Origin of the sequence: Burkholderia ubonensis, from assembly GCF_001718695.1 — a bacterium.
In the GTDB taxonomy this organism is placed as follows: domain Bacteria; phylum Pseudomonadota; class Gammaproteobacteria; order Burkholderiales; family Burkholderiaceae; genus Burkholderia; species Burkholderia ubonensis_B.
The window spans coordinates 1,735,493-1,760,391 of record NZ_CP013422.1 but is presented as its reverse complement, the minus strand read 5'-3'; the positions used below and the strand labels follow the sequence as shown (position 1 = coordinate 1,760,391).

Annotated in this window: 20 protein-coding genes and 2 pseudogenes; 14 read left to right on the top strand and 8 right to left on the bottom strand. The window is 68.2% G+C overall.

Translation table 11 applies throughout. From position 1 onward, the window contains the following. Window positions 1-16 precede the first annotated feature (16 nt). Both WJ35_RS27435 and WJ35_RS27430 read left to right on the top strand, forming a co-directional pair. A complete protein-coding gene (locus tag WJ35_RS27435) occupies window positions 17-880 on the top strand; it encodes a glycine betaine ABC transporter substrate-binding protein (RefSeq protein WP_060234885.1) in 864 nt (287 codons plus the stop codon). A 167-nt stretch (window positions 881-1,047) separates the two neighbouring features. Beyond that, window positions 1,048-2,703, top strand: coding sequence for an APC family permease (locus WJ35_RS27430; RefSeq protein WP_060234886.1), 1,656 nt, complete (start codon window positions 1,048-1,050; stop codon window positions 2,701-2,703). Window positions 2,704-2,764: 61 nt separating this feature from the next. On the opposite strand, the gene purU is transcribed toward WJ35_RS27430, so the two are convergent. Both purU and WJ35_RS27420 read right to left on the bottom strand, forming a co-directional pair. Further along, window positions 2,765-3,640 (bottom strand): formyltetrahydrofolate deformylase, encoded by an 876-nt coding sequence (gene purU, locus WJ35_RS27425; protein ID WP_069240441.1) that lies wholly within the window; start codon window positions 3,638-3,640, stop codon window positions 2,765-2,767. A 181-nt stretch (window positions 3,641-3,821) separates the two neighbouring features. After that, complete coding sequence (locus WJ35_RS27420; protein WP_069240440.1) at window positions 3,822-4,727, bottom strand: choline sulfate utilization transcriptional regulator; 906 nt, start codon at window positions 4,725-4,727, stop codon at window positions 3,822-3,824. Between the two features lie 222 nt (window positions 4,728-4,949). Between WJ35_RS27420 and betC the strand changes: the two are divergent. The 4 genes and pseudogenes from betC (at window position 4,950) to WJ35_RS27400 (ending at window position 10,397) form a co-directional block, all read left to right on the top strand. After that, window positions 4,950-6,488: pseudogene (betC, locus tag WJ35_RS32500) on the top strand (choline-sulfatase). A 42-nt stretch (window positions 6,489-6,530) separates the two neighbouring features. Further along, window positions 6,531-7,496 (top strand): choline ABC transporter substrate-binding protein, encoded by a 966-nt coding sequence (gene choX, locus WJ35_RS27410; RefSeq protein WP_069240439.1) that lies wholly within the window; start codon window positions 6,531-6,533, stop codon window positions 7,494-7,496. Window positions 7,497-7,749: 253 nt separating this feature from the next. Next, the gene (locus WJ35_RS27405; RefSeq protein ID WP_069240438.1) at window positions 7,750-8,889 is read left to right on the top strand and encodes a porin; all 1,140 of its coding nucleotides are present in this window, start codon (window positions 7,750-7,752) and stop codon (window positions 8,887-8,889) included. A gap of 257 nt (window positions 8,890-9,146) precedes the next feature. Continuing rightward, the gene (locus WJ35_RS27400) at window positions 9,147-10,397 is read left to right on the top strand and encodes an MFS transporter (protein WP_011880760.1); all 1,251 of its coding nucleotides are present in this window, start codon (window positions 9,147-9,149) and stop codon (window positions 10,395-10,397) included. A 6-nt stretch (window positions 10,398-10,403) separates the two neighbouring features. Here the strand turns inward: WJ35_RS27400 and WJ35_RS27395 are convergent, their stop codons facing one another. Beyond that, window positions 10,404-10,766 carry a YbjQ family protein gene (locus tag WJ35_RS27395; protein WP_069240437.1) on the bottom strand — a complete coding sequence of 121 codons (363 nt, stop codon included), beginning with the start codon at window positions 10,764-10,766 and terminating at the stop codon, window positions 10,404-10,406. 133 nt (window positions 10,767-10,899) lie between these two features. Continuing rightward, window positions 10,900-11,814: a LysR family transcriptional regulator gene (locus WJ35_RS27390; RefSeq protein WP_011880758.1), complete on the bottom strand. Its 915-nt coding sequence runs from the start codon at window positions 11,812-11,814 to the stop codon at window positions 10,900-10,902. 149 nt (window positions 11,815-11,963) lie between these two features. Here WJ35_RS27390 and WJ35_RS27385 point away from each other — a divergent pair, with 149 nt between their 5' ends. From WJ35_RS27385 to WJ35_RS27370, 4 genes are read left to right on the top strand one after another with little or no spacing between them, the layout of a single operon-like run. Next, a complete protein-coding gene (locus WJ35_RS27385; protein ID WP_059739347.1) occupies window positions 11,964-13,088 on the top strand; it encodes an NAD(P)/FAD-dependent oxidoreductase in 1,125 nt (374 codons plus the stop codon). Then, window positions 13,081-13,380: a (2Fe-2S)-binding protein gene (locus tag WJ35_RS27380; protein WP_045577731.1), complete on the top strand. Its 300-nt coding sequence runs from the start codon at window positions 13,081-13,083 to the stop codon at window positions 13,378-13,380. Before WJ35_RS27385 ends, WJ35_RS27380 begins: the two co-directional genes overlap by 8 nt. Then, on the top strand, window positions 13,377-14,813 hold the full coding sequence (locus tag WJ35_RS27375; protein WP_059889069.1) for an NAD(P)/FAD-dependent oxidoreductase: 1,437 nt from the start codon (window positions 13,377-13,379) through the stop codon (window positions 14,811-14,813). The genes WJ35_RS27380 and WJ35_RS27375 overlap by 4 nt, the downstream gene beginning before the upstream one ends. A 49-nt stretch (window positions 14,814-14,862) precedes the next feature. Next, entirely contained in the window at window positions 14,863-15,651 is a 789-nt protein-coding gene (locus WJ35_RS27370; protein WP_011880754.1) for an ABC transporter substrate-binding protein, read from the top strand. A 55-nt stretch (window positions 15,652-15,706) separates the two neighbouring features. On the opposite strand, the gene WJ35_RS27365 is transcribed toward WJ35_RS27370, so the two are convergent. The 3 genes and pseudogenes from WJ35_RS27365 to WJ35_RS27360 form a co-directional block, all read right to left on the bottom strand. Next, window positions 15,707-16,660: a GlxA family transcriptional regulator gene (locus WJ35_RS27365; RefSeq protein ID WP_069240436.1), complete on the bottom strand. Its 954-nt coding sequence runs from the start codon at window positions 16,658-16,660 to the stop codon at window positions 15,707-15,709. 122 nt (window positions 16,661-16,782) lie between these two features. Beyond that, window positions 16,783-16,881 (bottom strand): annotated as a pseudogene (locus WJ35_RS32420) (glycosyltransferase); the annotation flags it as partial. Window positions 16,882-17,029: 148 nt separating this feature from the next. Then, entirely contained in the window at window positions 17,030-17,794 is a 765-nt protein-coding gene (locus WJ35_RS27360) for an SDR family NAD(P)-dependent oxidoreductase (protein ID WP_014723959.1), read from the bottom strand. Window positions 17,795-17,930: 136 nt separating this feature from the next. Between WJ35_RS27360 and WJ35_RS27355 the strand changes: the two genes are divergently transcribed. Together WJ35_RS27355 and WJ35_RS27350 are read left to right on the top strand one after the other, a co-directional pair. Further along, window positions 17,931-18,848: a LysR family transcriptional regulator gene (locus WJ35_RS27355; protein WP_059460596.1), complete on the top strand. Its 918-nt coding sequence runs from the start codon at window positions 17,931-17,933 to the stop codon at window positions 18,846-18,848. Between the two features lie 177 nt (window positions 18,849-19,025). After that, window positions 19,026-20,153: an aminotransferase class V-fold PLP-dependent enzyme gene (locus WJ35_RS27350; RefSeq protein ID WP_069240435.1), complete on the top strand. Its 1,128-nt coding sequence runs from the start codon at window positions 19,026-19,028 to the stop codon at window positions 20,151-20,153. Window positions 20,154-20,216: 63 nt separating this feature from the next. Here the strand turns inward: WJ35_RS27350 and WJ35_RS27345 are convergent, their stop codons facing one another. Next, the gene (locus tag WJ35_RS27345) at window positions 20,217-22,517 is read right to left on the bottom strand and encodes an NADP-dependent malic enzyme (protein WP_069240434.1); all 2,301 of its coding nucleotides are present in this window, start codon (window positions 22,515-22,517) and stop codon (window positions 20,217-20,219) included. A gap of 135 nt (window positions 22,518-22,652) precedes the next feature. Between WJ35_RS27345 and WJ35_RS27340 the strand changes: the two genes are divergently transcribed. Next, window positions 22,653-23,624 (top strand): LysR substrate-binding domain-containing protein, encoded by a 972-nt coding sequence (locus WJ35_RS27340; protein WP_069240433.1) that lies wholly within the window; start codon window positions 22,653-22,655, stop codon window positions 23,622-23,624. A gap of 264 nt (window positions 23,625-23,888) precedes the next feature. Continuing rightward, entirely contained in the window at window positions 23,889-24,842 is a 954-nt protein-coding gene (locus WJ35_RS27335) for a choline ABC transporter substrate-binding protein (protein ID WP_060232918.1), read from the top strand. Window positions 24,843-24,899 lie beyond the last annotated feature (57 nt).

Below are 24,899 nucleotides of genomic sequence, written 5' to 3'. Positions count from 1 at the left end.
TCAAAGGAGATCGACCATGAAGTTGTTCGGAAAACTGCTGTATGCCGGCGCGCTGTCGGCGATGGTGGCGCTGAGTGCGTCGGCGCTTGCCGACACGAAACCCACGCTGAAGATCGGCTATGTCGAAGGCTGGGACGACAGCGTCGCGACGTCGAACGTCGCCGCGCGCATCATCGAGAAGAAGCTGGGCTACCAGGTGCAGCTCGTGCCGGTCGCGGCCGGCGTGATGTGGCAGGGCGTCGCGCGCGGCGACCTCGACGCGACGCTGTCGGCGTGGCTGCCGGTCACGCACGGCTCGTACTGGGATCAGTACAAGGCCAAGGTCGTCGATCTCGGCGCGAACTTCAACGACGCGAAGATCGGCCTGATCGTGCCGGCCTACGTGAAGGCGAAGAGCATCGACGATCTGAATGCGGAGAAGGCCGACTTCGGCGGCCGCATCGTCGGGATCGACGCCGGTGCCGGCGTGATGCGCAAGACCGACGAGGCGATCAAGAACTACGGCCTCAACTATTCGCTGATGCCGAGCTCGGGCAGTGCGATGACGGCGGAGCTGGCGCGTTCGGTCAACGCGAACAAGCCGGTGATCGTCACCGGTTGGGCGCCGCACTGGATGTTCGCGAAGTGGAAGCTGCGCTTCCTCGACGATCCGAAGAAGGTGTTCGGCGGCGCGGAGCACGTCGACAGCGTCGCGAATCCGGGCCTCGAAACGAAGGCGAAGCCGGTGGTGGCGTTCCTGAAGAAATTCCAGTGGAAGCCGGGCGAAATCGACAGCGTGATGCTGGCGATCCAGAACGGCTCGAAGCCGGACGCCGCCGCCGATGCGTGGATCGCAGCCCATGCGGACCGCGTGAATGCATGGACGGAAGGCGTGCAGTAAATCGTCACACGAAAACATAAAAACGACGTCCGGGAGTGACGCGCAGGATTCCGAAGCAATGCGGCGGAGCCGGCGTCATATCCCGGAGTTATTTTTCCGATTCTGCAAAAAAGCGCAAAAGTTGTTACACTGCGCCTCTTGTGCGGAGTCATCACAGGAGGATTTGGATGAGTCAGGCAGGACTGCGTGCGAATGGCACCAGTGATGTTGAGGCAACCATCTCACATGATTCGACGGGCCACACGCTGCATCGTGGCCTGACTTGGAAGGATGCATTCTGGGTAACGAGCGGCGTGCCGGCAGGCGTGCTGTTCACGATCGGCGGCGTGTGCGCGACGATCGGCCAGCCCGCGTGGGCGATCTGGATCGCCGCGATCACGATGGGGCTGATCCAGAGCGCGACTTATGCGGAAATTTCCGGGCTATTTCCCCATAAATCGGGCGGTGCGTCGGTGTATGGCGCGATCGGCTGGGTGCGTTACAGCAAACTGATTGCCCCGGTATCCGTGTGGTGCAACTGGCTCGCGTGGTCGCCGATGCTCGCACTCGGATGCGGTCTCGCGGCGAGCTACGCGCTGACGAGCCTCTTTCCCGCCGATGCGGCGGTGCTGCACTGGCAGCTCAAGATCGCAGACCTGAGCTTCATCAAGCCGGGCCTTTCCCTGCGGATCAACGCGACGTTCATCATCGCGACGATCCTGCTCCTCGTCACGTTCAAGCTTCAGCACAGCGGTGCGTCGAAGGCCGCGCGCACGCAGCGCATTCTCGGCATCGCGTCGCTCACGCCGCTGCTGATCGTCGGCATCGTGCCGTTCGTGACCGGCGACGTGCCGATGTCGAACCTGTTGCCGCTGCTGCCGCTCGGCCACGACGCGCAGGGCAACCTGACCACCGCGACCTTCGGCTCGTGGAACGGCCAGGGCGTCGTGATGGCGCTCGGCGCGATGTTCATGGCGGGCTGGGCATCGTACGGCTTCGAGACGGCCGTCTGCTATACGCGCGAATTCCGTGATCCGCGCCGCGACACCGCGAAGGCGATCTTCTGGTCGGGCGCGCTGTGCCTCGTCGTGATGACGCTCGTGCCGATGGCGTTCCAGGGCGCGCTCGGCACGCAGGCGATGCTCGATCCGGCGATCGGCGACGGCACCGGCGTCGGCGCGGCGATGGCGAAGATCGTCGGCGGCGGCGCATGGGTCGCGAACGCGGTCGTCGTGATGCTGATGCTGTCGATCCTGCTGATCGTGATGACGTCGATGATGGGCTCGTCGCGCACGCTGTACCAGGCGTCGGTCGACGGCTGGCTGCCGAAGTACCTGTCGCACGTAAACGAGCACGGCTCGCCGACGCGCGCGATGTGGACCGATCTCGGCTTCAACCTCGTGTTGCTGATGATGTCGGACTACATGACGGTGCTGTCGATCTCGAACGTCTGCTACATGCTGTTCGTATTCCTGAACCTTCAGTCCGGCTGGATCCACCGGATGGATCGCGGCGGCTGGGAGCGTCCGTTCCGCTGCCCGACGTGGCTGCTCGTCGCGGGCTCGCTGTGCGGCTACGCGAACCTCGTCTACGTCGGCGCGGGCGCGAACCTGCAGGGCGAAGGCACGCTGCGCAACGGGCTGATCGCGATGCTGCTGATCGTGCCGGTGTTCCTCTATCGCCACTACTGGCAGGATCGCGGCCGCTTCCCCGCGCAGATGCAGCGCGACATGGAACTCGAGGTGCCGAAGCGCGCGATGTGGCTGAGCCTGATGCCATATGCGGCGCTGGTCGGTGCAGCACTGACGATCGGCGTATCGTATTACTTCGCCTGGGTGAAATGAGTCACCGCGCGCGACACGCGTCGCGCGCAGCCCGCGTCCGAGCGGGACCGTCGGCGCGCGCTTACGGAAACACCACCGTCCGGTCGCCGTTCAGAAACACGCGCCGCTCGATGAACGCCTTCACCGCACGCGCGAGCGTGATGCATTCGACGTCGCGGCCCACCGCGAGCAGTTGTTCGGGACGCAGCGCATGATCGACGCGCTCGACCACCTGCTCGATGATCGGGCCTTCGTCGAGATCGTCGGTGACGAAGTGCGCGGTCGCGCCGATCAGCTTCACGCCGCGCGCGTGCGCCTGGTGATACGGCTTCGCGCCCTTGAAGCCGGGCAGGAACGAATGGTGGATGTTGATCGCGCGGTTCGCGAGCTTCGCGCTCGTCTCCTGCGACAGCACCTGCATGTAGCGCGCGAGGATCACGAGTTCGGCGCCGCTCGTCTCGAAGAAGTCGAGCCACTGCGCTTCCTGCTGCGCCTTCGTGTCGGGCGTGATCGGGAAGTGCCGGAACGGCAGCCCATGCTGCGCGGCGAGCGGTTCGAAGTCGGGATGATTCGACACGATGCCGACGATGTCCATCTTCAGCTCGCCCATCCGCCAGCGGAACAGCAGGTCTGCAAGGCAGTGCTCGAGCTTCGATACCATGATCAGCACCTTCGGCCGCGCGTTCACGTCGTGGATCGCCCACTGCAGGTCGCTGCCGAGGTCGGCCGCGATCGGCGCGAATTCGTGGCGCAGCGCGTCGATCTGCAGCGTTTCATTGGTCGGATGAAACACGCAGCGCACGAAGAAGCGGTTGCTGAGATCGTCGTCGAACACGTTCAGCGCATCGACATAGCAGCGATGGCGGTCGAGAAAACCGACGACGGCGGCGACCTGGCCGGCCGCGCTCGCGCACGACAGCGTCAGGACGAATTGTTCGGGACGTGAGTCGGCGGTCATGAAACTCCTCGAATGTCATGGAGCGCGAAGCCGCGGCGCAGCGCGGCTTCGCGCCGCGTGTCGCGGTAGCGGGAGGCTCAAGTAAATCAGGACGATTACGCGGCGGATAGAACCAACCCGCCATGTGGCTGGTATCGGCGCGCCAGCGCCGCCGCGCCCATGCGCGACCGCGCGCGGCGCGTCACGCCGCTGCGCACGCGTCAAGCAGCCAGCGGCGGAACACGTGCGTCGCGTCTGGCTCCGGCCGCTGCGGCGGCCGCACCAGAAAATAGCCGCGCGATGTGACGACCGGCGCGTCGACGAGCTTCACGAGCTGGCCGGCCGCGATCAATTCGTCGACGAGCGGCGACCAGCCGAGCGCGACGCCTTCGCCGAGCAGCACCGCGTGGATCACGAGCGCATAGCTGTTGAACGTGACACCGCGCGCGGCGGCCTGCGCGTCGAGCCCGTGCGCGTCGAACCAACCCGACCATGACAGCCAGCGCTCGGGGCGCGTCGGCTGCACGTGCAGCAGCGGCAGCGCGGCGAGGTGCTCGGGCCGCGACACGTGCGGATGCGCGTCGCGGAACGCCGGCGAGCAGACGGGCGTGACCGATTCGGCAAAGAGCCGCGCGGCCGTACACGACGGCCAGTGGCCGTCGCCGAACAGGATCGCGATGTCGGCGTGATCGCGCTGCGCGTCGAAGTCCTGCGACGTGACGACCCGCACGTCGACGTCCGGCATCACGCGCTTCAGGCCCGCGAGGCGCGGCATTAGCCAGTAGGTCGCGAAGCCGAAGTCGGTGACGATCGTCAGCGTGCCGTGCTCGCGGCGCGCGCGCAGCGTCGCGGTGGCGCCGCGCAGCGTGTCGAGGCTCAGCCGCACGGCTTCGTACAGGCACTGGCCGTCGGTCGTCAGCGTGACGCCGCGCGGGCTGCGCTCGAACAGCGGCACGCCAAGTTCGGCCTCGAGCTGGAACACCTGCTGGCTGACGGCCGGCTGCGTCGAACCGAGTTCGCGTGCGGCGGCGGTGAAGCTCGCGAGGCGCGCGGCCGATTCGAACGCACGCAGCGCCTGCATCGACGGTAACGGTTCGGGTTTGGACATAAGTCTCTCTAATGGCCCCATAAGGGCCGGACGCCTTCCCGCGCGAATTCGGGCGGGAGATAGTGCATCGGACGGCACGGCGCCGCGCCGGCCCTTCCGCGATTCTAGCCAGTCGCGGCCCGAGCGCGCGGCACTTCGTGCAGCCGCGTCCGTCATGCCGGCTGCGTCGCTGCAACAGCGTCGCGCCGTTCCGTTCGAACACCGATTTCCCCGCGATCGCCGATGACGAACCCGACACCCAACCTCCTGATCCTGATGGCCGACCAGCTGACGCCGTTCGCGCTGCCTGCGTACGGCAACCGCGTCGCGCGCACGCCGACGCTCGACCGGCTCGCCGCGCAAGGCGTCGTGTTCGACGCCGCGTATTGCGCGAGCCCGCTGTGCGCGCCGTCGCGCTTCTCGCTGCTGACCGGCAAGCTGCCGTCCCGCGATCGGCGCCTACGATAACGCCGCCGAATTGCCTGCGCAAACGCTGACGTTCGCGCATTACCTGCGCGCGGCCGGCTACCGGACGATGCTGTCCGGCAAGATGCACTTCTGCGGGCCCGACCAGCTGCACGGCTTCGAGGAGAGGCTGACGACCGACATCTATCCGGCCGACTTCGGCTGGGTGCCCGACTGGGACGGCCCGACCGAGCGGCCGAGCTGGTATCACAACATGAGCTCGGTACTCGAAGCCGGCCCGTGCGTGCGTACGAACCAGCTCGACTTCGACGACGAAGTGACGTTCGCCGCGAAGCAGAAGCTGTACGACGTCGCGCGCGAGCGTGCGGCCGGCCACGATGCGCGGCCGTTCTGCATGGTCGTGTCGCTCACGCACCCGCACGACCCGTATGCGATCACGCGCGAATACTGGGATCTGTACAGCGACGACGACGTCGACATGCCGGCGGTGCGGCTCGGCGCGGCCGACACAGCGATCCGCATTCGCAGCGGCTGCGTTTCGTCTGCGAAAACGACCGCACGCCGCCGACCGACGCGCAGATCCGCGCCGCGCGCCGCGCATACTATGGCGCGACGTCCTATGTCGATGCGCAGTTCGGCAGCGTGCTGACCGCGCTCGAGCAATGCGGGTTCGCCGACGACACGATCGTGATCGTCACGTCCGACCACGGCGACATGCTCGGCGAGCGCGGGCTCTGGTACAAGATGACGTTCTTCGAGGGCGGCTGTCGCGTGCCGCTGATCGTTCATGCGCCGGGCCGCTTCGACGCCGCGCGCGTGCGCGGGCCGGTATCGCACGTCGACCTGCTGCCGACGCTCGTCGATCTTGCCGGCGCCGCGCCCGCGGGCGGCTGGCCCGACCCGGTCGACGGCGCGAGCCTCGTCCCGCATCTGCGCGGCGCGCCCGCACACGACGTCGCGCTCGGCGAATATCTGGCGGAAGGCGCGATCGCGCCGATCGTGATGATCCGCCGCGGCGACTGGAAGTATGTGCATTGCCCGGCCGATCCCGACCAGTTGTACAACCTGGCGGACGACCCGCGCGAGCGCACGAACCTGGCCGGCTCGCCGGAAGCGGCGGACGTGCTCGCCGCGTTCCGCGCGCAGGCGGCGCAGCGCTGGAACCTGCCTGAACTCGACCGGCAGGTGCGCGCGAGCCAGCGGCGGCGCCGTTTTCATTACGCGGCCACGACGCAGGGCCGCATCCAGCCGTGGGACTGGCAGCCGTTCACCGACGCGAGCCAGCGTTACATGCGCAATCACATCGAGCTCGACACGCTCGAAGCGATGGCGCGCTTTCCGCGCGTCGGGCGCTGAGCGTCCCGCATCGCGATCATTCAAAACGACGGAGGAAGCGGAATGAAACGGCAATGCAGTGCAGCAATCCGGATCGGCGCGGCGTTCGCCGCGGCCGCCTGCCTGATCGGCGCACAGGCCGCGCACGCGGCCGAACCGCAGGCCTGCCGCGACGTACGGATGGCCGGGCCCGGCTGGACCGACATCGACGCGACGAACGCGATGGCCGGCGTCGTGCTGAAGGCGCTCGGCTATCGGCAGGACGTGTCGAACCTGTCGGTGCCGATCACCTATCAGGGGTTGAAGAAAGGGCAGGTCGACGTGTTCCTCGGCAACTGGATGCCCGCGCAGGGGCCGCTCGTGAAGCCGTTCGTCGACGCGCGCGCGATCGACGTGCTGCACGCGAACCTGAGCGGCGCGAAGTTCACGCTCGCGGTGCCCGACTACGTCGCCGCCGCGGGCGTGCGCACGTTCGCCGATCTCGAACGATACGCAAGCCGCTTCGACGGGAAGATCTACGGGATCGAGCCCGGCGCGCCGGCCAACCAGAACATCCGGCGGATGCTGGCCGACCACGCGCTCGGCCCGGCGAACTGGGCGCTCGTCGAATCGAGCGAGACCGGCATGCTGACGCAGGTCGAGCGCGCGGTGCGCGACCGGCGCTGGATCGTGTTTCTGGCGTGGGAGCCGCACCTGATGAACACGAAGTTCCACCTGACCTATCTCGCGGGCGGCGACGCGTACTTCGGCCCGAACTACGGCGGCGCGACGGTCAACACGGTCGCCCGCGCAGGGTTCGCCGACCAGTGCGCGAACCTCGCGCGCCTGTTCCGGCAGATGACGTTCACGGTCGACATCGAGAACCGGATGATCGCCGACATGCTCGACCACAAGACGCCCCCCGCCGTCGCGGCGCAGCACGTGCTGAAAGCGGACCCGCCGCTGGTCGAGCGCTGGCTGGACGGCGTGACGACGGCCGCGGGCGCCCCCGGGCTGCCGGCCGTGCGCGCGGCGCTGGACGGCCGCTGACGGCCCCTCGGGCGGCCGGTTGCGGCCGCGCCGCCCGTCTCCGTGTTTTCCCGGCCGGTCGTAACCAGACCATTTGATGTCGCCTTCAGACGGGTGACGCGAAATATGGGTTTGTATTTTTTGCCCATGGCTCCCGTTATTGCGGAATACGTAATAGCGAAGCCAGAGGAGTACAAAATTCGAATCAGCCAGCGCAATGCGGCGCGCGCCAGCCAAGATTCCTTCCATCGAACGGTTCAGGGGGTAGTCGACAATGAAGCAAACGAAAGTTGCCGTAGCCGCCGCGCTCGCGTGCGCGGCCTGCATTCCCACCATCGGCCACGCGCAGAGCAGCGTGACGTTGTACGGGATCCTGGATGCGGGCATCACGTGGGTGAACAACACGGGCGGCGCGCACGTGTTCAAGTTCGACGACGGCGTCGCCTACGGCAACCGTTTCGGGCTCAAGGGCACCGAGGATCTGGGCGGCGGCCTGAAGGCGGTGTTCGCGCTCGAGAGCGGCTTCCGCCTCGGCACCGGCCAGACGACCTTCGGCGGCGCGCAATTCGGCCGCCAGGCTTATGTTGGATTGCAGAACGACTGGGGCACGCTGTCGTTCGGCAACCAGCTCGACATCACCAACGAGCTGGTGTCGATCTACAACATCTCAGCATGGGGCAGCGGCTACGCGATCCACCAGGGCGACTTCGACCGCTTCAACGGCGACCGCCTGCCGAACTCGGTGAAGTTCCTGTCGAGCGATCTCAGCGGCTTCAAGTTCGGCGCGATGTATTCGTTCGGCAACGTCGCGGGCAACTTCCACCGCGACAGCGCATGGAGCGCGGGCGCGAGCTTCACGAAGGGCGACTTCTCGATCGGCGCCGCGTACACGCGCCTGAACAACCCGCACGGCATCTACGCGTTCGACCCGTACGCGATGATCGGCACGCACACGTTCCTCGGCCAGCAGACCGTCACCGTCGACCCGGCGACCGGCGCGCGCACCGACCTGTTCGCGGACACGCCGATGAACGTCGACAGCCAGGGCACGTTCGGCGTCGGCACGAGCTACACGATCGGCAAGCTGACGCTCGACGCGAACTACTCGTACACGACGATCAAGGGCTTCGGCCAGTCGTCGCACATGCAGTCGTACGAAGGCGGCGGCTCGTACCAGTTCACCCCGGCGCTCAGCCTGATCGCGGGCTACCAGCACACGCGCTTCGAAGGCCACCACTGGAACATGGGCACGGCGGGCCTCCATTACATGCTGTCGAAGCGCACCGACGTCTACATCTCCGGCGATTACCTGCGCGCGTCGAACGGCGTCGATGCGGTGATCGGCTACAGCTTCACGCCGTCGACGACGCAGACCCAGGCCGACGTGCGGATCGGCATGCGGCATTCGTTCTGAGCCCGGCAGGGTAGTTCATTCGACGTCTTCAGCGAGGTCTCTCTTTGGCGCGAACTCCGGTTCGCGCTATTTTTTGTCGCGATTCTTGTTGCGACTCTTGTTGCGATAGGGCGCCGCGCGCGGCATGCGTGTGCCAAGCGCCTGCCGAGCGCAGTCGCGGCACTTGACGATATCATCGCGGTTCGACACGCGCCGTGTCGCGCCGATCGCCTGCCGGCGACACGACGATATCCCGTCGATATCCCGCCGATGACCCGATGACCACCCCGTTACCCGAATCCGCTCCGCCGTCGCCGCTACCGGCGAATCTGTTCCGTCATGCGCCGTTCCAGCGTTTCTGGGGGACGCGCGTGACGTCGTCCCTAGCGTTCCAGATCCTGTCGGTCGCGATCGGCTGGTACGTTTATACGCTCACGCACAGCGCGTTCGCGCTCGGCCTCGTCGGGCTTGCGCAGTTCGTGCCGATGTTCGCGCTGACGCTCGTCGTCGGGCAGGTGGCCGACCGCTACGACCGGCGGCGCATCGCGACGATCTGTCAGAGCGTCGAGGCGCTGGCTGCCGGCGTGTTCCTGCTCGGCGCGGCCCGCGGCTGGCTGACGGCGCCGGGCGTCTATGCGCTCGCCGCGCTCGTCGGCACCGCGCGCGCGTTCGAATCGCCGTCGGTGTCGTCGCTGCTGCCGGCCGTCGTGCCGCGCGGCGACCTGCCGCGCGCGACCGCGCTGTCCACCTCGGCCAACCAGGCCGCGCAGATTCTCGGGCCGGCGTTCGGCGGGCTGCTGTACGGCGTCGGCGCACCGGCCGCGTTCGGCACGAGCGCCGTCGCGTTCGCGATTGCCGCGGTGCTCAGCGGCACCATCCCGCTGCGCAGCGCGCCGCCCGCGCGCGAGCCGGTCACGCTGCGTTCGGTGTTCTCGGGCATCGCGTTCATCCGGCGCGAGCCGGCGATCCTCGGCGCGCTGTCGCTCGACCTGTTCGCCGTGCTGTTCGGCGGCGCGACTGCGCTGTTGCCGATCTATGCGCGCGACATCCTGCAGGTCGGGCCGTGGGGGCTCGGCGCGCTGCGCGCGGCGCCGGCCGTCGGCGCGCTCGCGGGCACGCTGTGGCTCACGCGCTTTCCGCTCGACGTGCGGCCGGGCCGCGCGATGTTCGGCGGCGTGATCGCGTTCGGCATCGCGACGATCGTGTTCGGTCTGTCGCGGCATTTCGCGCTGTCGCTCGTCGCGCTGGCGGCATTGGGCGCGTCGGACGTGGTGAGCGTCGTCGTGCGTCTGTCGCTCGTACAGCTGCGCACGCCGGACGACATGCTCGGGCGCGTGAGCGCGGTGAATTCGCTGTTCATCGGCACGTCGAACCAGCTCGGCGAATTCGAATCGGGCGTGACGGCCGCATGGTGGGGCGCGCCGGCGGCGATCGTCGTCGGCGGCACGGCGACGATCGCGGTCGCGCTCGCGTGGATGCGCCTGTTTCCTCAGCTGACCGGCATGAAGTCGCTCGAACGCGACCGGTGAAGCGCGTCACGCATCGGGCGTCACGCACACCGCGGTGCCGTAGCAGATCACTTCAGTGACGCCTGAGCCGATCTCGGTCGAGTCGTAGCGCATCGCGACGATCGCATTCGCGCCGAGCTTGCGCGCGTCGGCGAGCATCTTGTCGAACGCCTGCTCGCGGGCCTTCTCGCACAGCGACGTGTACAGCGTGATGTTGCCGCCGAACAGCGTCTGCAGCGCCGCGCCGAACGTGCCGACGATCGAGCGCGAGCGCACGACGATCCCCTGCGCGACGCCGAGCGAGCGCACGGTGGCGTGGCCGGGCAGGTCGAAGGCGGTGGTCACGCGTTCGGGCGTGAGCGCATCGGCGGAGCGGGAAAGGTCGGTCATGGCGGCGCACCGTATCGCGGAAGTGGATGGACGACGATTCTATCCGGAATGACGGGCCTGCCCGGCGCGGGCCGCGTGCGCATGCCGTGCGCGCACTGGCTGCGCGATCGCTAGCGTTCGCCTTCTGCCTCGTTCATTCGCCGCGTCGATCGCGCATCCGCGTGAAGGCGTCGCGCAACTCCACACAGAATGCATCGCCGAGCATCGACAGCGGCTGCGACGCGGACGTCACCAGATAGAAGTGATCGGGCACGGCCGGCTCGAACGGCTTCACGGCCACGCGATGCCCGGCAAAGGCCGCCGTCACCGGATCGATCAGCGCGACGCCGGCGCCGTTCGCGACGAAGGCGACGATCGTCTGCGACAGCTGCGCCTCGATCGACAGCACGCGCGACACGCCGGCCTCGACGAACAAGCGGTCGATCGCGCTGCGCGCGTCGAAGCTCGGCGGAAACGAGATGAACGACTCGCCGCTCAGATCGGCCGGCCGCACCACGCGCTTGCGCGCGAGCCGGTGCCCGCGCGGCACGATGCAGCACATCGCGCCTTCCGCGAGACGCTCGGTGCGCACCGCCGGATGCGGGACCGGCTCCGCGATCAAGCCGACGTCGCACTGGCCCGACGCGACCTTGTCGACCACGGTGGACGCGCTGTGCGCGAGCAGCGTGATGTCGACGCCCGGATGCGCGTGCGAGAAACGCGTGACGAGTTCCGGCAGCAGGTCGAGCGCGACGGCCGGCGAGCCGGCCACGCGCAGCGTGCCGCGCCGCATCGCGCGGATCTGCTCGGCGGCCTGCGCGACGCGATCGAGCCCGACGAACGCGCGCTCGACCTCCTCGTACAGCACGCGCGCCTGCGCGGTAGGCGTGAAGCGTCCCTGCTGGCGCTCGAACAGCACGAAGCCGACGCGATCCTCGAGATCGGCGATCAGCCGGCTCACGGCCGGCTGCGAGATATGCAGATCGCGCGCCGCGCGCGTGACGGTATGGCGTTGCATCACCGCGCGGAACGCTTCGATCTGCCGGATTCTCAGGGATGGCGTGGTCATAACACTGGATTATGGGTCGTTGATCAAGCTGTATTGGACAGCCTATTTTGCCTGCCCGAACATCGGTTCATCAACGATATATATTCAAGGAACCGCGCCGACATGGCCCATAACACGCATCGACCGACCGGCTCGCCGCGGAGCCGCACATGAGCACACGCGGCTTCGACGTCGTCGTCGCCGGCGGCGGCCTCGTCGGCATGGCGCTCGCGTGGGGCATCGCACGCGCCGGCAAGCGCGTCGCCGTGTGCGACGGCGACGACATCGCGTTTCGCGCGGCCCGCGGCAACTTCGGGCTCGTCTGGGTGCAGGGCAAGGGCGGGCGCTGCCTGCCGTATGCGCGCTGGTCGCGCGAATCGTCGGAGCGCTGGCATGCCTTCGCGGCGCAGCTGCAGCGAGAAACCGGCGTGAACTGCGGTTTCGAACGCCCCGGCGGCATCGAACTGTTCGAGCACGCCGACGAACTCGCGAGCGCGACCGCGCTGCTCGAGTCGCTGCATCGGCAGGACGCGGCGCTGTCGTACGAAGTGCTCGATGCGGCCGCGCTGCGCAGACGGATCCCCGCGGCGTCCGCTGCGCTCGCCGGCGCGCTGTGGTCGCCGAACGACGGCCATGCGAATCCGCTCTATACGCTGCGCGCGATGCTGCAGGCGTTCGTGCAAAGCGGCGGCGTCTATCTGCCGCGCAACCCGGTGAACGAGATCCGTCCGCGTGCCGGGCGCTTCGAGATCGACACGCGCGAAGGCCGTCTCGAAGCCGGGCGCATCGTGCTCGCGGCCGGACTCGACAATGCACGCCTCGCGCCGATGGTCGACATGCACGCGCCGATCGCGCCGCTGCGCGGCCAGATCATGGTCACCGAACGGCTCACGCCGTTTCTCGACTATCCGACGCTGGTCGTGCGTCAGACGCCAGAAGGCTCGGTGCTGCTCGGCGATTCGGCGGAAGACGTCGGCTTCGACGACGGCCAGACACGTGCCGCGATGGTCGACATCGCACGCCGCGCACGCACCGCGTTTCCGGTGCTCGCGCATGCGCGCATCGTCCGCGCCTGGGGCGCGCTGCGCATCATGACGCCCGACGGGCTGCCCGTGTACGAAGCGTCGACTACGCATCCCGGCGCGTTCGTCGCGATCTGCCACAGCGGCGTGACGCTCGCGGCCGCGCATGCCGACCTCGTCGCGCCCTGGATCGCAGGCGACGCCGCACCGGCCGACCTGTCCGCCTTCAACACCGCGCGCTTCGCCGCGCCCCCGGAGCACCGGCATGTTTGAATCCATCGTTCCCGCCGCCGCGACGCGCGAGCGCGTGCGCATCCATTTCGACGGCACGCCGCACGACGTGCCCGCGCACTACAGCGTCGCCGCCGCGTTGCTCGCCGCGGGCGTGCTCGCGTGCCGCGCCAGCGCCGTTGGCGGCGCGCCGCGCGGCCCGTTCTGCATGATGGGCGTGTGCTTCGACTGTCTCGTCGACATCGACGGCGTGCCGAACGTGCAGGGCTGCATGACGCCCGTGCGCGACGGGATGCAGGTGCGTGCGATGCATGGCCGCGCGAGGCTGGCATGACGCGCAGCCAGTGCGATCTGCTGATCGTCGGCGCCGGGCCGGCCGGGATGGCTGCGGCCGCCGCCGCATGCAAGGCGGGGCTGTCGGTCGTGGTCGCCGACGAAGGCACGGCGGCCGGCGGCCAGATCTATCGCAACGTCGCGGCCGCGCCTGCCGAACTCGCGCGCTGGCTCGGCAGGGATTACGTCGCCGGCCGGCCGCTCGTCGACGCGTTGCATGCGAGCGGCGCGCGTTATCTGCCGCGCAGCACGGTATGGCAGGTGGCGTTGGAGCCGGAGCCGGTCGCGATGCTGACGCGAAGCGGTCCGTCGGGCGGCACGCTCGAAATCGGCGCGCGCGCGGTGCTGATCGCGGCCGGCGCGCAGGAGCGGCCGTGGCCGATACCGGGCTGGACGCTGCCGGGCGTGATGGGCGTCGGCGCCGCGCAGTCGTTGCTGAAATCGTCGGGGCTCGCGCCGTCGGCCGACACCGTGCTCGCCGGCAGCGGCCCGCTGCTGTGGCTGTTCGCGGCGCAATTGCTGAACGCGGGCAGGCGCGTGCGCGCGCTGGTCGACACGACGCCGCGCGATGCGTGGCGCCGTGCGCTTCCGCACGCGCTGCCGGCGCTGCGCGGCGCCGACTATCTGCTCAAGGGCTGGCGCATGCTGCGTGCGGTGCGCGATGCGGGCATCGCGGTTCATCGCGGCGCGACCGACGTGCGGATCGACGGCGACGGCCGCGCGCAAGCCATCCACTTTCGCGACGCGCACGGCATCGCGCATTCGCTCGACACGTCGCTCGTGCTGTTGCACCAGGGCGTGATTCCGTCGACGCAGCTCGCGCGCGCGCTCGGCTGCGCGCATGAATGGGACGGACGCGCGGCATGCTGGCGGCCGCAATGCGACGCGCGCGGCCGCAGCAGCGTCGCGCCGGTCTGGATTGCCGGCGACGGCGCCGGCATCGGCGGCGCGCAGGCCGCGGCACTGGCGGGCGAAGTCGCCGCGCTCGACGTTGCTGCCGCGCTCGGCGTGCTCGATCGGCACGCGCAGGCCGAACGCGAGCGCCCGTTGCTGCGTGCGCGGCGCCGTCATCTCGCCGTGCGTCCTCTGCTCGATGCGCTCTATACGCCGCCCGCCATGCTGCGCCGCCCCGACGGCGACACCATCGTATGCCGCTGCGAGGAGATCACGGCCGCCGAAATACGCGGCCTCGCGGCGCTCGGCTGTCCGGGGCCGAACCAGATGAAGGCGTTCACGCGCTGTGGAATGGGGCCGTGCCAGGGGCGCTGGTGCAGCACGACGGTCGGCGAACTGATCGCCGACGTGCAGCGGCGCGACGTCGGCGACGTGGGCCACTACCGGATCCGCGCGCCGATCAAGCCCGTGACCGTCGGCGAGATGGCCGACGCGCTTGAACTGTCGAACGATTTCCGGCGCGGCGAATTCCCGAGCTGACGCACGGCCCGCGCATGCCCCAGCTTGCCCACCCGAACGGAGCCTGACCATGAAGAACAAGACCCGCATCACGATCCTGCTTTCCGCCGCCACGATGGCCTTCGCGACGCTGGCGTCGGCGAAGGAGTGGACGACGATCCGCATCGGCGTGGACCCGACCTATCCGCCGTTCGAATCGACCGCGACCGACGGCAGCGTGCAGGGCTTCGACGTCGACCTCGGCAATGCGCTGTGCGCGAAGCTGAACGCGAAATGCGTGTGGGTGTCGAGCAGCTTCGACGGACTGATTCCGGGCCTGCAGGCGCGCAAGTTCGACGTGATCCTGTCGTCGATGGCCGCGACCGAACAGCGCCGCCAGCAGATCGACTTCACCGACCGCCTGTACCGCAACCAGACGCGCCTGATCGCCCGCACGGGCGCCGGGCTGCTGCCCGACGCGGCGAAGCTCGCCGGCAAGCGCATCGCGGTCGAACAGGGGACGATCCAGGAGACCTATGCGCGCGAGAAATGGGCGCCGGCGAAGGTCGAGGTCGTGCCGTACCCGAGCTACGACCAGGCGTATGCGGACCTCGTGACGGGGCGCATCGACGGCGTGCTGATGGATGCGGTGCAGGGCCAGCTCGGCTTCCTGGCGACGCCGCGCGGCAAGGGCTTCTCGTTCGCGGGCGGCGTCGTGTTCGATCCGCGGATCATGGGCAACGGCGACGCGATCGGCGTGCGCAAGGCCGATACCGACCTGCGCGACGCGCTGAATCGCGCGATCGCGCAGATTCGCAGCGACGGCACGTATCGCAAGATCGAGTCGAAGTACTTCGACTTCGACATGTACGGGAATTGACGGCCGTCGCCGCGGCGCACGGCAACGCATCGGTTCGTACCGCGCCCCGCATCGCTCAGCGCTTTGGCGCGAGGCCGCCGCGGTCGCTGCGCGGGCTCATCCCGAAACGCGTGCGATAGGTGCGCGAGAAGTGCGACGGCGATTCGAAGCCGCACGCGACGCACACCGACGTGATGCTCATGTCGGTCTGCTGCAGCAGCTCGCGCGCGCGGTCGAGCCGCAGGTTCAGGTAGAAGCGCGTCGGCGTGTCGTTCAGCGTCGCGCTGAACAGCCGCTCGAGCTGGCGCCGCGTGATCGCGACTTCGTCGGCGAGCGCGTCGGGCCCGAGCGGAGTCTCCATGTGGCGCTGCATCGTGCCGATCACCTGGATCAGCTTGCGGTTGTGCACGCCGTAGCGCGCGGCGATCTCGAGCCGCTGGCTGTCCGAGCGCTGGCGGATCCGGCTGACGACGAACTGCTCGGAGATCGCCGCCGCGAGGTCCGCGCCGTGCCGCCGCCCGATCAGGTCGAGCATCATGTCGATCGACGCGGTGCCGCCCGCGCAGGTGATGCGCCGCTCGCCGATCTCGAACAGCTCCTGCGTCGCCTTCAGGCCCGGGTAGCGCTCGCGGAACGCGGCAAGCGCTTCCCAGTGCAGCGTGAGCGGATGCGACGAATCGAACAGCCCGGCCTCGGCGAGCACGAAGCTGCCGGTATCGATGCCGCCGAGCGTCGCGCCGTGCCGGTGCTGGCGCCGCAGCCAGTCGCCGAGCGCGCGCGTGTAGCAGACGAGCGGGTCGAAGCCCGCGACGACGAACACCGTGCCGACGCGCTCCACGTCCGCATACGCGGCCTCCGCGGCGACCGGGATGCCGTTGCTGGCGGCCACCGGGCCGCCGTCCGCGCTGAGCACGTGCCAGCGGTAAAGCTGCGCGCGAAAGCGGTTCGCGACGCGCAGCGGCTCGACCGCGGACATGAAGCCGAGTGCGGAGAAGCCGGGCAGCAGCAGGAAGTGGAAATCCTCGGGCATCGCGGGGTCGCGTCGAATCGGATGAAGGCCGGGCGGCGAGCGGGGCGCAGCGCGCGCCGGACGCTCGACACTGGATTATCGCGGGTTTGCGCGGCGCTCCGCGTATTTTCGTGCGACGGCCGCTGCAGCCGCTCGACCGAGAAGCGGGCGACGAGATCGAAGTTCAGCGGGATCAGGCGGTACAGGGAATACATCGACTGGCCCGCGAAACGCTCGGCGTGTGGTCGCCGACGGCAGCTCGCCGAATTGCGTGTTGTAGACGGTCGCGAAATTTCCGAGGCGGATGAGGCCCCGGCGCGCGGCGGCAGCGCTGACCGGCGTCTCGGCGTGGCGCGTGCCGCCGGTCTAACCGCCGCAGCCTCATCATGTTCAGATCTGCTGCTGACCGCCGTCGACGAACAGCTCGATGCCGTTCACGAAGCTCGCATCGTCCGACGCGAGGAACAGCGCAGCGCCCGCGATTTCCTCGGGTTCGCCGAGGCGCCCCATCGGAATCAGCGAAGCCAGATAGTCGGCGAGCCCCTGACGCTGCGCGGCGTCCTGGCCGGCGAGGTCGAGCAGGCCCGGCGTACGCGTCGCACCGGGGCTGATCGTGTTCACGCGGATGCCGCGCTCCTTGAGGTCGAGAATCCAGTTGCGTGCGAACGAGCGTACCGCGGCCTTCGACGCCGCATACACGCTGAACGCCGCGGTGCCGGCGCTGGCTGCCGTCGAGCCGGTGAGGATCACCGACGCGCGGTCGGCCAGCAGCGGCAGCGCCTTTTGCACCGTGAACAGCACGCCTTTCACGTTGCGATCGAACGTGTCGTCGAAGTGCTCTTCGGTGATGCTGCCGAACGGCAGCATCGAGCCGCCGCCCGCGTTCGCGAACAGCACGTCGAGGCGGCCGCGTTCTTCGCCGATCTGCGCGTACAGCGCGTCGAGTTCGTCGAGCTTCGTCGAGTCGATCCGCACGCCGGTCGCGCTGCCGCCGTTGTCGCGGATCGAGCCGACCGCGGCGTCGAGTTCGGCCTGACGGCGGCCGGTCACGTAGACGTGGGCGCCTTCCGCGGCGAAGCGCTGGGCGGTCGCGAGGCCGATCCCGCTGGTGCCGCCGGTGACGAGTGCGATCTTGTTGTCGAGCTTGCGTGCCATGGTGCTTCTCCTTTCGATATCTGGATGAGGGGGTTCGTGTTACGTGCTGCGATGTAAGGAGAATATCGACGCACCCAGGCTTTCGAAATAGAATTGATTGCAAGCCAACGTTGCATAAATGAAAAGATGAGGGGAAATGGCCAGATTGCCTGACTTCGAGGGGCTCGCGATGTTCGCGAAGGTCGCCGAGGAGGGCTCGTTCGCGGCGGCGGCCCGCTCGATGGGCGTGTCGGTGGCGACCGTGTCGCGCGGCGTCGCGCGCCTGGAAGACCGGCTCGGCGGGCGGCTCTTCAACCGCACGTCGCGGCAGCTCGCGCTCACCGAGTTCGGCCGGACCTTGTGCGAAAAGGCGGGCGACATGTATCGCCACGCGGAAGAGGCGGAGAGCGCCGCGCGCGAGATGGCCGTGCAGCCGCGCGGGCTCGTGCGGCTCGCGGTGCCGATGTCGTTCGGGCTGCGTTGGGTCGCGCCGCTGTTGCCGGCGTTCTTTCGCGCCTATCCGGAAGTGTCGATCGACCTGCATCTGTCGGATGCGTCGGTCGATCTGATCGCCGACGGTTTCGATGCCGCGCTGCGGATCGCCGCGCTGCCCGATTCGTCGCTGGTCGCGCGGCGCCTGTGCGCGGTGACGCAATACGTGGTCGCGTCGCCGGCCTATCTGGCGCGCGAAGGCCGGCCGACGCATCCGCGCGATCTGGCCGGGCGCGCATGCCTGTCGTATGCGTACCGCGCGCACAGCGACGTGTGGCGCTTCACGAACGACGCTGGCGAAGAAGAGCCGATCCTGCCGAACGGGCCGCTGCGCGTCACGAATTCCGACGCGCTGCTGCCGACGCTGCTCGAAGGGCTCGCGATCGGCGAGCTGCCGGAGTTCATCGCCGGCGAATATCTGGCCGACGGCCGGCTCGAAGCGATCCTGACCGACTGGTCGCTCACCAAGGGCGGCCTGTACTTCATCACGCCTTCCGCGCGCGCCCGGCCGGCGAAGATCGCCGCGCTGTCCGACTTCTTCGCCGAACATCTGTCGGAGCCGAGCTGGCGGTGGCCGAGGTAGGCGAGCGGCGCGGCAACGTGCAGCGCGCCTCCGCGCCCCGTCGTACCAAGCGCAGCGGCTTTCGCTAGAATCGGTCGTCGTCGATGCAACCGTCATCCGATGTTGCATTGCAGCGGCGGCGTCCGCCCGGATGCCGCGCGCGCTCATCCCATGCCAGATTCCTTACCGGAGGCGAACGTGCCAGGATTACTTCCCGATGTCGACCGCGACGGGCTTCTCGAATATTCGGTGGTGTACACCGACCGGTCGATCAATCACATGTCGCAGCGCTTCCAGCACGTGATGCGCGACATTTCCGCTGCGTTGAAGCAGGTCTACCACGCGAAGGCCGTCGCCATCGTGCCGGGCAGCGGGACCTTCGGCATGGAGGCCGTCGCGCGGCAGTTCGCGACCAACCGCAAATGCCTCGTGATCCGCAACGGCTGGTTCAGCTTCCGCTGGTCGCAGATCTTCGAGATGGGCGGCATTCCGTCCGAAGCGATCGTGCTGAAGGCGCGTCCGGTCGAGCCGGGCCGGCAGGCCGCCTATGCGCCTGCGCCGCTCGACGAAGTGGTCGCCGCGATTCGCGAGCACAAGCCGGACCTCGTGTTCGCGCCGCACGTCGAGACCGCCTCCGGCATGATGCTGCCCGACGCGTATCTGCGCGCGGTGGCGGACGCCGTGCATGCGGTCGGCGGGATGTTCGTGCTCGATTGCATCGCGTCCGGCACGGTGTGGGTCGACATGGAGGCGACCGGCGTCGACGTGCTGATCAGCGCGCCGCAGAAGGGCTGGAGCGCCTCGCCCGGCTGCGGACTGGTGATGCTCGGCGCGCTGGCGCGCGAGCGGATCGACGCGACCACCAGCACCAGCTTCGCGTGCGATCTGCGCAAGTGGCTGCAGATCATGGAGGCGTACGAGAACGGCGGCTTCGCGTATCACGCGACGATGCCGACCGACAGCCTCGCGACGCTGCGCGACGTCATCGCCGAAACACTGGCGTACGGCTTCGACAAGGTGAAGGCCGAGCAGCTCGAGCTCGGCGCGCGGATTCGCGCGTTGCTCGCGCAGAAGGGGTTTCGCAGCGTGGCGGCCGAAGGCTTCGAGGCGCCGGGCGTGGTCGTCAGCTATACCGACGACGACGGGATCCGTTCCGGCAAGAAGTTTGCCGACGTGGGCGTGCAGATCGCGGCCGGCGTGCCGCTGCAATGCGACGAGCCGGCCGACTTCAAGACCTTCCGCATCGGCCTGTTCGGCCTCGACAAGCTGCATGACGTCGATGCGGCGGTGGCGCGCTTCGCCGCTGCGCTGGAGCGCATCGTATAAGCGCAACGGGCGGTGCGCAGCACCGGACGAGGGGCCGCCTCGGCCGCCCCTCGTCCGTGGTCGTTACGCCGCCGCGTTGCGATTCGCCTCGATCACCGTCAACGCGGCCATGTTCACGATCCGCCGCACCGTCGAGCTCGACGTCAGGATGTTGACCGGCGCATTGACGCCCAGCAGGAACGGCCCGACCGCGACATTGCTGCCCGCGCCCGTCTTCAGCAGGTTGTACGCGATATTCCCCGCGTCGACGTTCGGACACACCAGCAGGTTCGCCGCGCCCTTCAGCCGCGACGTCGGCAGGATGCGCAACCGCAGCGCTTCGTCCAGCGCGCAATCGCCATGCATTTCGCCGTCGATTTCGAGATCCGGCGCCTGCTCGCTGACGCGTTCGAGCACCTCGCGCATCTTCGCGCCCGACGCCGAACTGCCGGAGCCGAAATTCGAGCGCGACAGCAGCGCCACCTTCGGCGTCAGGTTCAGCCACGCCATCTGCGCCGCCGCCGCGATCGTGAACTCGGCAATCTGCTCGGCGGTGGGGTTGTCGTTGACGTGCGTATCGACGAGCGCGAGCGTGCGCCGGTCGAGCAGCAGGATGTTCATCGCCGCATAGACGTGCGCGCCGCGCCGCTTGCCGATCGCCTCGTCGACGAAGCGCAGGTGGTCATGAAAAGCGCCGACGGTGCCGCACACCATGCCGTCCGCGTCGCCGAGCCGCACCATCATCGCGCCGATCAGCGTCAGCCTGCGCCGCATCTCGACGCGCGCCATCTCCTTCGTGATGCCGTCGCGGCAGCGCAGTTCCCAGTACGTCGTCCAGTACTGGTGAAAGCGCTCGTCGTATTCCGGATTGGTGACCTCGACGTCCTCGCCGAGCCGCAACCGCAGCCCGAACTTCTCGATGCGGGCGAGCAGCACTTCCGGGCGGCCGACCAGAATCGGACGCGCGAGCTTCTCGTCGACGATCACCTGCACCGCGCGCAGCACCCGCTCCTCCTCGCCTTCGGCGAACACGATGCGCGCCTTGCCGCCGTCGCGCACGAACTGCTTCGCCGCCGCGAACAGCGGCTTCATGAACGCGCCGGAGTGGTAGACGAACTGCTGAAGCTGATCCGCGTATGCGGCGAAATCGTCGATCGGGCGCGTGGCGACGCCGTCCTCCATCGCGGCCTTCGCGACGGCGGGCGCGATCCGCACGATCAGGCGGGAATCGAACGGCTTCGGAATCAGGTACTTCGGGCCGAACGACACCTCGTCGCCGCCATAGGCCGCCGCGACGATGTCGCTCTGTTCTTCCTGCGCGAGACCGGCGATCGCGTGGACCGCGGCGATTTCCATTTCACGCGTGATCGAGGTGGCGCCGACGTCGAGCGCGCCGCGGAAGATGTACGGAAAGCACAGCACGTTGTTGACCTGGTTCGGATAGTCCGAACGGCCCGTCGCGATCACGACGTCGTCGCGGGTCGCATGCGCGAGCTCCGGGAAGATCTCCGGCGTCGGATTCGCGAGCGCGAGGATCAGCGGGCGCGCGGCCATCGCGCTCAGCATCTCCGGCTTCAGCACGCCGCCGGCGGACAGCCCGAGGAACACGTCGGCGCCCTCGATCACGTCGGACAGCGTGCGCGCATCGGTTTCCTGCGCGAAGCGCTCCTTGGCCGGGTCCATCAGCGTGGTGCGGCCGCGGTAGACGACGCCTTCGATGTCGGTCGCCCAGATGTTCTCCGGCGGCAGGCCGAGATCGACCATCAGGTCCAGGCACGCGAGCGCGGCCGCGCCGGCGCCGGACGTCACCACCTTCACTTGCTTGATGTCCTTGCCCACCACGGCCAGCCCGTTGATGAACGCCGCGCACACCGTGATCGCGGTGCCGTGCTGGTCGTCGTGGAACACCGGGATCTTCATCCGCTCGCGCAGCTTGCGTTCGACCGTGAAGCACTCGGGCGCCTTGATGTCCTCGAGGTTGATCCCGCCGAAGGTCATCTCGAGGCTCGCGATGATGTCGACCAGCTTGTCGGGATCGGTCTCCGTGATCTCGATGTCGAACACGTCGATGCCGGCGAACTTCTTGAACAGCACGGCCTTGCCTTCCATCACCGGCTTCGACGCGAGCGGGCCGATGTTGCCGAGGCCCAGTACCGCCGTGCCGTTCGTGATCACCCCGACCAGGTTGCCGCGGCTCGTGAAGCGATGCGCGTTCAGCGGTTCGGCGGCGATCGACTCGCAGACGCTCGCGACGCCCGGCGTATAGGCGAGCGCGAGATCGCGCTGCGTCACGAGCGGCTTGCTGGCGACGACCGAGATCTTCCCCGGCGTCGGAAACTCGTGATAGTCGTACGCGGCTTGCTGCTGAGTCTCTGTCTGTTTCATGTTTTGGGTCCGGGCAGGTGCGTCAGGCCAGTCCCGACGCGATCGATGACGGCCATTCTAGGGATCGGCCATAAGGAGATGATTCTGTTTTAATATCGGGCCATCACTTTTTCCTGATGGTGCGGCGGTCCCAAGGTGACATTCGACGCAAACGACGTGGTCCGGCGCCTCGGTGCGCGGCTGAAGATGCGGCACCTCGTGCTGCTGCTGCAGATCCGGCAGCACGGCTCGCTGACGCGCGCGGCCGAGCATCTCGCGAGCAGCCAGCCGGCGGTCACCAATGCGCTGGCGGAGCTCGAAAGCATGTTCGGCGGGCCGCTGTTCGACCGCTCGCCGCGCGGCATGGTGCCCACCGCGCTCGGCAACGTCGTGCTCGAACGCGCGCAGGCGATGCTGCACGACCTCGACCATCTCACCCGCGATATCGAAGCGGTCGTCGCCGGCCATGCGATGCGGCTGCACATCGGCGTCATTCCGTTCATTTCGGGCCAGATGCTGTCCGCGGCGCTCAAGCGGCTGCAGGCGGGGATGGAGCGGCGTCTGACCGTGACGATCCACGAGGGCACCAGCGACCAGTTGCTGCTGCAGCTGAAGGATCACAGCGTCGATCTGGTGATCGGCCGCGCGTCGTCGGCGATCGATCTCGGGCAGGTGTCGTTCGAAGTGCTGCATCAACAGAAGCCGCGCCTGATCGCGAGCCGCCGTCTCGCCGCGAAGCTGGCCCGCATGCCGCTCGACTGGGAGAAGCTGCGCGCGCTCGACTGGATTCTCGGCGCGCCGCACACGCCGATGCGCGAGCAGGTGACCGACCTGTTCCTGTCGGCCGGCATCGCGCCGCCGGTGCCGATCGTCGAGAGCTACTCGTCGAAGCTGATCGGCGAAATGATCGCGTCGAGCGACGATGCGGTGTCGATCGTGCCGGCCGATATCGCCGAGGAAATGGTGCGCATCGCGGGCGTCGCGATCGTGCCTTACTCGCTGGTCTGGACGCTGCCGCCGATCGCGCTGTTCACGCGCGCGGCCGAACCGCATGCGCCGACGCGCGATCTGCTGGTCGACGCGCTGCGCGCCATCTGCCGCGAAACCTACGTCGACGTACGGCGCTGACGCGTCGCCGTTGCGGCGCCTCCGCGTCACCGTCCCGACGCCGCATCCGGACAACCGCCCGCCCGCCGCGATCGCCGTAAAACCCCCGCCGCACAAGCCGCTGCGCGCGCGTAGTGGTTTCCACTCATAGTCGCAAACAGTCAAGAAAATGTCGCCGGCGGTCGCCTTGCGGCGAATATGGCTCGGTACTTTTGAGTCCACGATGCAGGCCGGGACGCACTTCCGCGAACCCGTCGGACATCGGTCCAACCGGGAGAGAAGACCATGAAGTCGAGAACGATCGCCGCGCTCGGCGCGGCTGTGCTGGCGGCAGGTGTGTGGTCGACTGCGGCGCAGGCCGAAGCGGACCCCGCGACCTGCCGCACCGTGCGCTTCGCCGACATCGGCTGGACCGACATCACGTCGACGACCGCGATGGCGTCGACGGTGTTCGAGGCGCTCGGCTACAGGCCGACGACGACGATCGCGTCGGTGCCGATCTCGTTCGCAGGGCTGAAGAGCAAGCAGCTCGACGTGTCGCTCGGCTACTGGTGGCCCGTGCAGCAGAAGCAGCTGCAGCCGTTCCTCGACAGCAAGTCGATCAACGTCGTCGAACCGCCGAACCTGTCCGGCGCGAAGGCGACGCTCGCGGTGCCGAGCTACGCATACCAGGCTGGCCTGAAGACGTTCGACGACATCGCGAAGCATCGCGCGGAGCTCGACGGCAAGATCTACGGGATCGAGCCCGGCAGCAGCGCGAACGCGACGATCCAGAAGATGATCGACACGAACCAGTACGGGCTCGGCGGCTTCAAGCTCGTCGAATCGAGCGAGGCCGGGATGCTCGTCACCGTCGAGCGCGCGATCCGCGACAAGAAGTGGGTCGTGTTCCTCGGCTGGGAGCCGCATCCGATGAACATCCAGATCAGCATGAACTACCTGTCGGGCGGCGATGCCGCGTTCGGCCCGAACTACGGCGAAGCGCGCGTCTACACGCTGACCGCGCCCGACTTCATCGCGCGCTGCCCGAACGCGGGCAAGCTCGTCACGAACCTGCGCTTCTCCACGCAACTGGAAAACCAGCTGATGCAGGCGGTGATGAACAAGACCAAGCCGGCCGAGGCCGCGAAGGCGTACCTGAAGAAGAATCCGCAGGTGCTCGATCCGTGGCTCGCGGGCGTGAAGACGTTCGACGGCAAGGACGGCCTGCCGGCGGTGAAGGCCTATCTCGGCCTGTGACGGCCGCGGCGCGCAGCGACGATCCACGAAACACACGACACAACCCGAACACAACGA